The organism is Shinella sp. GW821-FHT10F02 (assembly GCF_058809275.1).
In genome coordinates this window covers 660,875-672,811 of record NZ_JBXASL010000003.1, presented here as the reverse complement: position 1 = coordinate 672,811, position 11,937 = coordinate 660,875, and the positions used below count along the sequence as shown (strand labels likewise).

Below are 11,937 nucleotides of genomic sequence, written 5' to 3'. Positions count from 1 at the left end.
CAAGCCTAGCGAGAGACATTCGTCAATGACCAGCCTTCTTCCCGAAATCGCACGCCGCCTTTCCCTGCGAACTACATTTTCCGAGACCGCGATGGAGCGTGCCCGCGATGCCGTCATCGACACGCTCGGCTGCATGATTGCCGGCGCCCACGATCCGGCCGTGCAGGCCGTCGTCAATGCTTTTGGGGACGAACTGTCCAGCGGCGGCGATTGCTGGCTGGTCACCGGCGGCGCGGCACCGTCCTCGCTGGCCGCCCTGGTGAATGGGACGGCGGCGCATGCGCTGGACTTCGACGACAATTTCCACCCCGCCCGGGCGCACGCCTCCGCCGTCCTCGTCCCGGCCCTTCTTGCCGTAGCCAGCGCGGGCCGCGCAAGCGGTCGGCACTTTCTGGAAGCCTACCTGACCGGTCTGGAAGCGCAGGCGGCCGTCGGCGTCGGCGTCAACCCCTCGCATTACAACAGAGGTTGGCATGGCACATCGACCGTCGGCGCGATCGGCGCTGCTGCCGGCGTTGCCCGCCTGCTGGGCGCCGGCATCGCACAGACCGCGCAGGCGATGAGCCTTGCGACCTCCATGGCCTGCGGCCCAAAGGGCCAATTCGGCACGCCGGCCAAACCGCTTCATGCCGGCATCGCCGCGCGCAACGCCGTCGAGGCCGCCCGCCTTGCGCTTGCCGGAAGCGCCGGCCGGCTCGATATTCTGGAGAGACCGCAAGGTTTTCTCGATCTCTTCGGCGGCGACGAACCGCGAGGCTGGGCAGATTGGCCGATGGAGGACGCGCATGTCATCGAGACACGCGGCCTCGTCACCAAACGCCACCCTTGCTGCGCCTCGACCCATCGCGCGATCGATGCGCTTCTCGACCTGAAGCGCGAGCACGATCTGACAGCGGCGGACATCGTGCGTATCGAAACGAAGGTCGGACTCTCCGCCGTGCGAAACCTTGTTTATCGCGAACCGGAGAACGGCATGCAGGCCCGGTTCTCGATGCACTATTGCCTGGCGACGGCCTTGGTGAATGACGGGCTCAGCTTGAAGGATTTCGAACCCTCCGCCCTGCATCGCCCACAGATCCAGGCGCTCATGAGCCGGATTGAAATGACCTCCTACACGGCGGAAGAGGAGCGCGGCCACGAGCGCCTGCCCCACCACGTCACCGTCACCTTGAAAAATGGAAGCGTCCTGCGCCACGCGCGCCTGCATGCCAAAGGCTCGCGCGAGGATGCGCTGGACGCGGATCAAAGGCGGCGAAAGTTTGCCGACTGCCTGGAATGGGGCGGGTATCGTGCAGATGACCGTCTTTATGATCGGCTTCTTGCGCTTCCAAACCTGTCGTCGATGAGCGAGGCACTCCCGCCAATGTAACCAAAATTGGACATTCGTGCTGCCTCGCCGCTGTTGCCATGTCGCTAGCCGGCTCTATGTATCGCCCGACGCGATAGAGGAAGATGCATGGGCGAAAGCACACAAACAAAGGCACTTACGGGCGTTGAAGGACTTGATGATGTTCTGGCCGGCGGCCTGACGCGACGTCACGTTTTTCTTCTCGAAGGATCGCCCGGCACGGGCAAGACGACGATTGCGCTGCAATTTCTGCAGGAGGGCGCGGCGCGTGGAGAGAAGTGTCTCTACATCACGCTGTCCGAGACCGAAGAGGAGCTGCGCGACAGCGCGGCATCGCACGGCATGGTCATCGCGGATGCGATCAAGATCTTCGAGCTCGTGCCGCCGGAAAGCCTGCTGGACGAGGACCAGCGCCAGAGCCTGCTCTACTCCTCGGATCTGGAACTCGGCGAGACCACGAGGATGATCTTCGAGGCCTTCGAGACGCTGCAACCGAACCGGGTCGTGCTCGACAGCCTTTCCGAAATCAGGCTTCTGGCGCAAAGTTCGCTGCGCTATCGACGGCAGATCCTGGCCCTGAAACACTTCTTCTCGAAGACCGGTGCCACCGTCCTGCTGCTCGACGACATGACGTCGGACAACCTCGACAAGACGGTCCATAGCATCGTGCATGGCGTGATCCACCTGGAGCAGCTCGCGCCGAGCTACGGCTCCGAAAGGCGCCGTCTGCGGGTGACGAAATACCGTGGGCAGGCCTTTCGCGGCGGATACCATGACTTCGTCATCAAGACCGGCGGCGTGGCCGTTTTCCCGCGTCTGCGCGCCGTGGAACACCGGGCGAGCTTCGAGCGCGACACGCTGAAAAGCGGAATTCCCCAGTTCGACCAGTTGCTTGGCGGCGGCATCGAACGCGGATCGAGCACGCTCCTCATCGGGCCGGCCGGAACAGGCAAGAGCCTCTTTACGCTGCAATTCGTCAAGGCTGCGGTGCAACGGGGAGAAAAGGCGGCAATCTTCATCTTCGACGAAGAACTGGGACTGCTGTTTTCCCGCACGAAAGCCATGAACCTCGATCTGGAACAATACCAGCGGGATGGGCTCATCCATATCGAGCAGCTCGATGCCGCCGAGCTGTCACCCGGGGAATTCACCCAACGCGTCCGCGACCGCGTCGCGAGTTTTGATGCGAAGACGGTCGTCATCGACAGCGTCAATGGCTACCAGGCATCGATGCCGGAGGAAAACGCGCTCATTCTGCACATGCACGAGCTGCTGCAGTACCTCAATCGCCAGGGCACCAACACCTTCGTCACGGTCGCCCAACATGGTCTTGTCGGGGACATGAAATCGCCCGTAGATGTGACCTATCTTGCAGATACCGTTATTCTTTTGCGCTATTTCGAAGCGCTGGGAAAAGTCAGGCGCGCCGTCTCGGTCATCAAGAAGCGGACCGGCTGGCACGAAGATACCATCCGCGAATTCCGCATCGGCAATACCGGGCTGGTGTTGGGCGAACCGCTTTCCGGCTTCCAGGGCGTTTTGCGCGGCGTACCGACCTTCGTCGGCGAAAGACAGCCGTTGCTGACATCCGCAAACGAGGGCCAGGACGATTCCCAGTAGACACGCCTTCGCCCTTATCCACGCGCCGATGGGACGCGATGCCCAGATCGCCGCCTCGCTCCTGGCCGAAGCCGGGATCCCGTCGAAGACGGCTGGCGATCTCCAAACGTTCATTGACGCGCTCGATGAAGACATCGCCTTTGCGATCATCACCGAAGAGGCGCTTCGCTCCTCCGACCTTCGGCAGATTTCAAGCTGGATCGAGGCGCAGCCGAGCTGGTCCGACCTCCCCTTCATCATCCTCACGCATCGCGGCGGCGGACCGGAGCGTAACCCTGCCGCCGCAAGGGTTCTGGAGACGCTTGGCAATGTCAGCTTCATCGAGCGGCCGTTCCACGCCACGACATTCGTGAGCGTCGCGCGCTCGGCGCTGCGCGGTCGCAGGCGGCAATATGAAGCCCGGCTGCGCATCGAGGCCCTGGATGAAGGGGAACGACGGCTTCAGACGGCCCTGGAAGCGGGCCGGCTGGGTGCCTGGGAACTCGACCTCGCCACCAGTGCCTTGACGACATCACCGACCTGCCGCGCCGTCTTCGGGCACGATCCGGAGGACACGTTCACCTATGCGCAACTCCTCGCCAGCATTCATCCGGACGATCTGGAGCGAATGAAGGCCGCGGTAAAGGCGACCATCGAGACGGGAGCGGACTACGCGATCGAGTATCGCACGATCTGGCCGGATGGCTCCGCGCATTGGGCGGAAATCAGGGCGCAGCTCTACCGGGACCGAAGCGGCAAAGCCGTGAAAATGGTCGGCGTGTCCTCCGATATCACCGCCCGGATGCGATCGGAGGAGCATCAGCGCCAGCTCAACGAGGTGCTGGAGGAACGGGTGGCGGAGCGCACGGCCGAACTACACGAAGCCCATGCGGTCGTGATGGCGGAAGTGGCACAGCGCGAACATGCCGAGGAACAGCTCCGCCAGGCCCAGAAGATGGAGGCGATCGGCCAGCTCACAGGCGGCGTCGCGCATGACTTCAACAATCTGCTGATGGCCGTGCTGGCCAATCTGGAATTGCTGCGAAAACACGCCGGCGACAATCCGAACGCCATCAGGCTGATCGACGGCGCCCTCCAGGGCGCCCGGCGGGGCGCATCATTGACGCAGCGGCTTCTGGCCTTCGCCCGGCGCCAGGACCTTCACATCGGTTCGGTCGATCTTGCCGGACTGGTGCGGGAAATGGCCGACCTGATGAAGCGCTCCGTGGGTACCAGCGTCGTGATCGAAACCGCCATCCCCGACGACCTGGATCCGGTGCTCGCCGATTCCAACCAACTGGAACTGGCGCTGCTCAACCTCGTCGTCAATGCGCGCGATGCCATGCCGGACGGCGGCACGATCCGCATCGGCCTGACCGAGCAAGAGCTGGCGCACCGCGAAGACGAGCTCGCACCGGGGCGCTACGGCGTTCTTTCGGTGACCGACCAGGGCCATGGCATGGACGAGGAAACCTTGCAGAAGGCGATCGAGCCGTTCTTCTCGACGAAGGAACTCGGCAAGGGCACGGGGCTGGGATTGTCGATGATCCATGGCCTGGCGCTACAGCTGAAGGGCCGATTGCGGCTCATCAGTGCGCCTGGAAAAGGCACGACCGCCGAACTCTGGGTTCCCGTCTCGAAACAGGCGCCCGCCCAGCCCAGCGAACCGGCGCCCTCCCCGCAAGGCCGCAATTCCGGCCCCAAGCGCATCCTGCTGGTTGACGACGACTTCCTGATCGCGATGAGTTCGGTCGACATGCTGGCTGATCTCGGCCATGAGGTCGTCGAAGCGCATTCCGGCAGGGACGCGCTCGAACGCCTCAAGCAGGATGGCCCCATCGACCTCCTGATAACGGACTATTCCATGCCGGAAATGAATGGCGGCGAGCTCGCAAAGGCCGCCCGCGCGCTGTTCCCGGACCTGCCCATCCTGATCGCATCGGGATATTCCGAACTGCCGGCCGAACTCGGTTTCGAAGTCGCCCGCCTCGGCAAACCCTACACGCAGCAGCAGCTCGCGCTGGAAATCTCCAAGGTGCTCGATACCGCATAGGACAATGCCGAAGCGGCGCGAGCGTGCCCGGATGGGGCAGGCTCGCGCCGCTCGCAGGCGTGTTCGGGGCGCCGGTTATGTCAGCTCATTCTCCGGCAGGCTTGGCCACTGTTGCCAGGCTCTCGTCGCGCTGGTTGAGATATTGCTTGAGCGCGAAGATGCCGGCGATCATGCAATAGCCGTAGACCAGCGGCATGGCCTGGGCTTGCGCGATACCGACCGTGGGGGCGTGGATCACGCCCAGGAAGGTCAGCACGGCGCCGACCAGGGCCGCCAGCACGCCGGCCATCGGGCGGTCGGTGATGGCGAAGATCGCGATGCAGCCCCAGGTCATGCTGCTCAGCGGCGCGCCGTTGCCGAGGTTCGAAAGCCCCTGGTAGTAGACGCCTTTGTGCGCAAGTGCTTCCACGCCGACCGTCTTGGCATTGGTTCCGGCCGCCGCCAGCGTGTTGTTCAGAAGTGTCAACGCCCAGTTCGCGATCCATGGGAACATGGTGATGAAGATCACCGGCACTTCGTTCTTGGGCGATTCACGAACCACCTGGTTGCAGGTCACCACGCCGATATAGACGAGGATCGGCAGCACCGCGACCATCGGGATGACCGCCAGCAGGAAGGCGCCGAGCCCGAACAGCGTGATCAGGAACATGCTGATGCCGGTGAAGAGCGTATAGCCAGTGCTGGCGCCGATGGATTTCCAGCCGGCATGGCCGATATAGACCGTCACCGGGAACGGATTGCCGAACATGGCGCCGATCGTCGAGGACAGGCCGTTCGCCAGCATCACCTGGCGGGTCGGATAGGGATCGCCGGCGGCATGCGCGCTCTCGATATTCTCAAGGTCGAACACGTAGTTGGCGAGGCCCAGCGGCACGGCCGAGGCCAGATAGGGCAGCGCATGCGGCAGGCCCTGGAGGAAGCTGCCGACATGCAGCGTCGGCGGGTTGAAGCCGAAGGTGCCGAGCGATTCCGCCACCGACGCCGGGTTTTGCAGCCCGAAGGCCCAGGCCAGCACCGTGCCGGTTGCAAGCAGCAGGAAGCCGGTCGGAACCTTCGGCAGGAGCGGCTTCTTGCCGAACCAGTTGAGGAAGATCAGCACGAGGACGACGAAGGCGATGGTCGGCGTTTCGAAGGATTGCAGCATCGGGTTCATCGCCAGCAGCAGCAGGCCAAGCCCGGCAAGGCACGACAGCAGCACGGTGCGAGGAATGATCTGCCGGATCTTTTCGCCGAAGAAGGAGCCGCCGGCGAGGATCAGCGCCTCGACGACGCACCAGACCAAAGCAATCTGCAGGGCGAATTCAGCGTCCTTGGTCTGCAGGTAGACCGGCAGGATGACGAGGAACGTCACCGTGAAGATCGACGGCGAACTCGGCCCCGAAGGCAGCGCCGTGACATCCGTGCGCCCGGTGGATTTCACCAGACGATAGGCGAAATAGGTGTACCAGAGGCTTGCGGCGAGAATTGCCAGGCCGAAGGCCGGCGCGATCCGTCCGTAGACCATGTCCTTGGGAAAACCGACGACGAAGACCAGAAGCGCGATCATCGTCAGAAGATTGGTCAGGTTGTTGGCAAGAAGGCCGAAGTAGCCGCCCCAGTCTCCCTTGCGCCAAATGAAGTTTCTATCCATGTTTCTCCTCCCCATATGCGCAGGTATCCGGCAGCCATGCGGACATGGCCACGCAAACCCGTTCGCGCGGTGAATACGGCCGGTGCTCCCCCCAGAGCGCAGGCCAATGCCGATTTGTGGTGTCCTGCTGGCCTTAGCCGGCGAGGTCGATTTCCATGCCGACGCCCTTTTCGCGCGCCCTTGCGACAAGAAGCGCGCCAATCGCCAGGTCCTGGACGGCGAGGCCGACAGAGTTGAACAGGGTGATTTCCTCAGCCGAGGTTCGGCCAGAAGCAGCGCCTGTGATGACGTCGCCGATCTCGGTGGACGCCTGTTCCTTGGTGATCGCGCCCTCGGCGATGGCCATCAGCAGGTCGCCCGAATCGTGCATCGCCATGGACAGGCTGTCGAGGAAGACCCGCGCCCGCGCCATGCCGGCGGAATCGATCTCGCGATGGTCCGGCCGCGGCGGCGCGCCGACCGCGTTGATATGCTGGCCCGGCTTGAACCAGGCGCCCTCCACATGGGCCTCGCGCGACGGGGTCAGCGTGCAGACGATATCTGACTGCGCAAACACATCCTGCGGCGAGGCGGCGGCCTCCAGCACGAGATTGGGGAAATCCTTGCCGACCCGTTCGATGAAACCGGCAACGGTGGCGGCCGATCGCGACCACACCAGAACGCGCTCGATGGAGCGCACCTGACAGATGGCGCGCACATGCTCGACGGCAAGGGCGCCTGCGCCGATCAGCCCCAGCACGCGGCTATCGGGGCGCGACAGATGCCGCGTGGCGACGGCGCTCGCCGCCGCCGTCCGGATACGGGTCGGGATCTGGCCGTGGAAGATCGCCACCGGCGCGCCCGTCTCCTGCGACACCAGCAGGGCCACGGACCGCTGCATCGGCAGGCTGCGCGCCGTATTGTCGGGAATATCGGCCAGCAGCTTGACGACGGCGAGACCCTGGCGGTCAGCAAGCGCCGGCATCGCCAGGAAGACACCCGTGCCGGAAGGAAGCTTCATCGCGGTGGCCGCCGGCTGCGCGGCCGTGCCGTTGGACATATCGGCATGCGCGGCTTCCACCACTTCGATCACCTCGGCCATGGTCACCAATCCTTCGATTTCGGATCGGGACAACACGAGGGTCGTGCGTGGAGTGAGGTGACGGTCGGCTCTGATATCGACATCCATCGGCGTTCTCGCTGGCTTCGAGTTATGTTGGGAATTCGGATCGCCCCGAAGGATTTTCCAACCTTTGGGAATTTCAGGCTACGGCGTTTGTATGCAATGTCAAGAAATTTTGCTTACAAATTTTTGAATTTAAGCATACGATTATTGAGATCCAAAATCCGCAACACCCTCACGCACGCGCCGTTGCCGCGGCGCGCGTCGACACGCGATATTGTATACAGTCCGGATCATGAAACGGCCTGCGACACAGGGCACGCGCGTTAAAGCGTGTCGCGATGAATGGGAGGAAGAGAAAACGCGTTGCTTCTCTTCAGGCGGCCCCCATCCAGCTTACGGCGACCCAGAGATCGTCGATCGCCCGGCTTTCGGGATAGAGCCGAAGGGTCGTGATCGGGCTGTCCGGCAAAACGAGGCCGTCCTGGCCGCCGGTGAAACGACCCGCCGCCATGCGGCTCGGCTCGCGCACCAGCGTCTCGCGGCGCGATGGCACCGGGTTGCCATTGGCGTCGACCGTCTCGGCGCGGTCGTGGATCACGAGGTCGCCATTGCCGGGCGCACGCGCGATGAGGTCGATGCGCGCCATGGCGCCGAGTTTGCCCTGCGCCCAGTAGGGATAGTGGGTGGGCGTCAGTTCCAGCACGATTTCCGGCCGTTGTCCGTTGGCGAGCGGCCCGCTCTTGAAGGCCGCCCAGGCCGTCGGGAAATCCTGCCGCACCGACAGGAGCCGGACCATGGAGGCCGCCTCGCCCATGTCGATAGCCTCGCGCAGCGAGGACATCGCCGCCCGGCGCAGCACGTCGCCGCCCTCGCGCGCGGTGTAGCGCAGGTGCAGGATGACATCGCTGATCGACTGGTAGTCGAAGGCCGCCGGCTCGCCGTTCGCCGGATTGGCGGGCAGCGTGATCTGCCACTCGCTGACGGCGCCGGCATATTCGAAGGGCAGCACCCGCTCGGGATGGGCATTGACGTCGAATAGGCCGGCATCGGCCTGGCCGGACGAAGCGACGATCGATTGCGTCGAGCCAAAGATATCGCTGAAACGCCCATCTTCCGCGCCCTGCCGCGCATATCCCTCGCCAAGGGCCGGGGACCGGCGGATTGAGCTCTTCAGCAGCGTCAGCGTGCAGTTGACGCTGGAATAAGGCCCGGTCACGCAGGGCAGCGTCAGCGAAACGCTGCGCAGGCGTCGATAATAGTGGCCCGGCCCGTCGAGGTCGAAGACCTGTTCGGGGATTTTGACCGTGCAGCGGCCGGTGGCGCGCAGCTGGACGAGCGCCATCGGCGCGATCTGGAACAGGCTGATATGGCGCGTCAGCTCATATTCCTGGCGGTTGGCCTCGTGCCAGGCCATCTCCATGCGGCGCAGGTCGAAGACCAGCCGCTCGCCGGCCAGCAACCCTTCCTTGCCCGCCATGTAGCCGAGCTGCACGAAGCTTGCCGGGCGCTCCTCCGCCAATTCGCGCTGGAAGGCCCGTTCGGTCTTGCGGGCGATGTCGAAGGCGAACTGGAAGGCCTGGTTGTAGAGGCCGCGCGTCTCCCGCTTGAGCCAGGTATAGAGCGCCTTGTTGGAAACCTTGCCGTCCTTCGACACACCTTCGCCGTTGAGGAAGATCTCCACCTCCTCGGCCTGTTTCATCTGCGTGCGGTGGTTCTTCAGTTCGGCATCGGCGATCGCTTCGCGAAGCTGGGCGGCGCGCAGCTGCTTCAGGATCTGGTTGATCTCGGCCGCCGCCAGATTGCTCTGGAAGGCCCAGTCGAGTTCACGCCGCGCATAGGTATCGATGCGCAGTGCCCGGGCCGCCTCAAAGGAGAGCCGGCTTGCCAGCGCATTGGCAGCACCCGCCGAAGCGCCGAGCGCATTGGAGAGATTCTTGCCGCCGTAGCTGACCGATGCGCCGCCGCCCATCGGCTCGGCATTCGCCTCGAAATCCGGCACCTGGCTGACGCCCGCGCCGATGGCGCTCAGGATGTTGGCGACATCGGCCGAAACCTGCGCCATCTCCATAAAAAGGGTGGCGCGCACCTCGTTCGAGCTCTGGATATGGCCGCCGGAGAGAGCGCCGGAAACATCGGAGAAGACATCGGTGGCGATGTCGACTTCCAAGTCACGGCCGGCGACCTCGGGCTCCATCATGGCAAAAGCCTGGTTGGCGAGCGCCACACGATCCAGGTCGTCGATCGCTGGGATCGACGCGATGGCCTCGTCCTTCGAGCGGCCAAGCTGCTGCTCGAAGAATACGTAGCGCACGGCGGCTATCTGGAGGCTGGAAAGCAGCGCCTCGCGCGACTTGATGGCTTCCTGCAACTGCGCATAACGGACCTGCTCGGCCGCCTGCAATATCTTGCGTTCATGCCCCGCGCGAAGCAATGCCATCGCCTCGCCGTCTTCTTTTTCGATGGCCGACAACAGGTTGGAGCCGAGCGAGCGGGTCTCGCCTGCCGCATCCAGCGCCTTCTGGATGAGGAAGGTGAAGCGCAGGCCGGGCAGCGGCTGGTTCACGCCGTTCACCACCGAGGCGATATCGAGCCCGGCGGCAGCGGCGCGGGCGAGCGCGCCCGGATCGATCGGCGGCTCGAACAGCGCGAGTTGACGGAAGATGCCCTCGAAATTCAGGCTGTTGCGGATCTTGAAAAGCCGGTCGGCGACCGTATCCCAATAGCCGAGAAGCTGCGGATTGCCCGGCACGCAGAAATAGAGCCCTTGCCCGATCGAGCGCAGGCTCGCCATCTGGCTGGCGGCGGGCGAACCTTCTCCGGGGAACGGCATGAGGTCGAAGGGCAGTTCCGCCTCCACGTCGCGCAGCACCGTGCCGAACTCTTTGAGGTCAGCGCGCAGGTTGGCATAGGTCTGGGTGCGCACGCTCGCCTTGCGCGGCACGGCCTGCGGACGGGGGCCGAGAATGTTGGCGGCCAGCACATAGATCTGGAACGCCTCGTCGATCGCCTCGCCGGTATCCTGCCGAAAGAGCGAATCCCCCCAGGCGATCAGGTTGTCGAGATAGGCCATCACCGTCTTGAACATGTAGGCCTGCTGGCGGAAGCGTGCCACGGCATGCGGCCGGAACGGCGCGTCCTTCCAGGCCTCGATCGCCGCAACGGTCTCGCGGCGCAGCGTCTCGTCGGCGCCGGTGGCGAGGTTGGTGATGATCTCCTCCACCTGCCGCACCTCCAGCGTCTGGAACGGAAGGACCTTCCAGAACCGTTCCGGCGTCGGCCCGTCGCTGTCGTCGGTCGGGTCGAAGAGATAGTGGAACCAGCGCTGGGCCTCGGCATAGCGGCCATTGCGGCTGAGATGGACCGCCATCGTCATGGGGACGTGGAAGAAAAGCTCCCAGTTGTAAATCGAATAGGCGCCGCCGGAGGTGAAATCCAGCTCCAGCGCCGGATAGGGCAGCGAGACACGCGCCGAATCCGGCTGATACGCTGCCTCGAAAGGCTCAGCAAAGAGCGCCGGCTTCAGATTGCGCTTCAGCAGGGTGACCGAAAGGCCGGTCGGCAGTGTCAGTTTCAGGGCGGCGGCGAGCACCACGGCGGTGCCCGCCGGCAGGTCGGCTTGCACACCCGCCGGCGTACTGATGCCGGTCGCCTGCGAAAGCACGAAGCTCGTCACCGACAGGAGCCGCGCCGGCTTGGCGCCGGCCAGCGGAAAGACCGCACCGACCGCGGGCGCCGGCGTCATGCCGCCTTCCAGCACGGCCCTGGCGCCTTCGTTCAGCCTGCCGCCGGCGGCGGCCCTGAGCGTCACCTCCAGCCCGGCCGAAAGCGTCAGCGGCACGCCGCCGGCTTGCACCGTCAGCTCAATGGGCAATCTCAGACGCGTGCCCGCCGCAAGCGTGATCTGCGCTGCGGGCTCGATGGCGACGCGCAGGCTTCCCGCGAGAGCCGCGCCATCCCCCGTCGTCTCGGTGTCGGCGGCCTCCAGCCCCGCGGCGCCGCCCTTGAGCAGCCGGCGCGTCAGCGCGTCAACATAGGGATGCTGGTGCAGGAAGGCGCCGTAGGTCACCGTCCGGTCCTGAAGGATGGTGTGCTTGCGCACCACCTTGCGCGGGCCGATCAGCGTCGCGATCTCGGGGTGCAGGTCCATCGTGGCGTGAAAAGCGCCGGCTTTGAATATCAGGGCGTCCATGATCAATCCTCCA

6 protein-coding genes are annotated in these 11,937 nt (G+C 64.4%); 3 read left to right on the top strand and 3 right to left on the bottom strand.

Annotated elements, in window-relative coordinates:
• Positions 1–25: 25 nt before the first annotated feature.
• The 3 genes from AC1RWL_RS12900 to AC1RWL_RS12890 all read left to right on the top strand — a co-directional run bounded on the left by AC1RWL_RS12900 (position 26) and on the right by AC1RWL_RS12890 (position 5,000).
• On the top strand, positions 26–1,369 hold the full coding sequence (locus AC1RWL_RS12900) for an MmgE/PrpD family protein (RefSeq protein ID WP_493094508.1): 1,344 nt from the start codon (positions 26–28) through the stop codon (positions 1,367–1,369).
• An 87-nt stretch (positions 1,370–1,456) separates the two neighbouring features.
• On the top strand, positions 1,457–2,968 hold the full coding sequence (locus AC1RWL_RS12895; protein WP_493094509.1) for an ATPase domain-containing protein: 1,512 nt from the start codon (positions 1,457–1,459) through the stop codon (positions 2,966–2,968).
• 28 nt (positions 2,969–2,996) lie between these two features.
• Positions 2,997–5,000, top strand: coding sequence for an ATP-binding protein (locus AC1RWL_RS12890; protein ID WP_439616743.1), 2,004 nt, complete (start codon positions 2,997–2,999; stop codon positions 4,998–5,000).
• 85 nt (positions 5,001–5,085) lie between these two features.
• Here AC1RWL_RS12890 and AC1RWL_RS12885 read toward each other — a convergent pair whose 3' ends face one another.
• The 3 genes from AC1RWL_RS12885 to AC1RWL_RS12875 form a co-directional block, all read right to left on the bottom strand.
• Positions 5,086–6,630 (bottom strand): SulP family inorganic anion transporter, encoded by a 1,545-nt coding sequence (locus AC1RWL_RS12885; protein WP_493094510.1) that lies wholly within the window; start codon positions 6,628–6,630, stop codon positions 5,086–5,088.
• A 133-nt stretch (positions 6,631–6,763) separates the two neighbouring features.
• Entirely contained in the window at positions 6,764–7,798 is a 1,035-nt protein-coding gene (locus tag AC1RWL_RS12880; protein ID WP_493094511.1) for an ornithine cyclodeaminase family protein, read from the bottom strand.
• 310 nt (positions 7,799–8,108) lie between these two features.
• A complete protein-coding gene (locus AC1RWL_RS12875; RefSeq protein WP_493094512.1) occupies positions 8,109–11,924 on the bottom strand; it encodes a Tc toxin subunit A-related protein in 3,816 nt (1,271 codons plus the stop codon).
• Positions 11,925–11,937: the final 13 nt, after the last annotated feature.

What these genes read in the sequence shown, in the direction of transcription:
- AC1RWL_RS12900 (WP_493094508.1), top strand. Translation starts at nt 26, where the DNA reads ATGACCAGCCTTCTTCCCGAAATCGCACGCCGCCTTTCCCTGCGAACT.
- AC1RWL_RS12895 (WP_493094509.1), top strand. Translation starts at nt 1,457, where the DNA reads ATGGGCGAAAGCACACAAACAAAGGCACTTACGGGCGTTGAAGGACTT.
- AC1RWL_RS12890 (WP_439616743.1), top strand. Translation starts at nt 2,997, where the DNA reads ATGGGACGCGATGCCCAGATCGCCGCCTCGCTCCTGGCCGAAGCCGGG.
- AC1RWL_RS12885 (WP_493094510.1), bottom strand. Translation starts at nt 6,630, where the DNA reads ATGGATAGAAACTTCATTTGGCGCAAGGGAGACTGGGGCGGCTACTTC.
- AC1RWL_RS12880 (WP_493094511.1), bottom strand. Translation starts at nt 7,798, where the DNA reads ATGGATGTCGATATCAGAGCCGACCGTCACCTCACTCCACGCACGACC.
- AC1RWL_RS12875 (WP_493094512.1), bottom strand. Translation starts at nt 11,924, where the DNA reads ATGGACGCCCTGATATTCAAAGCCGGCGCTTTTCACGCCACGATGGAC.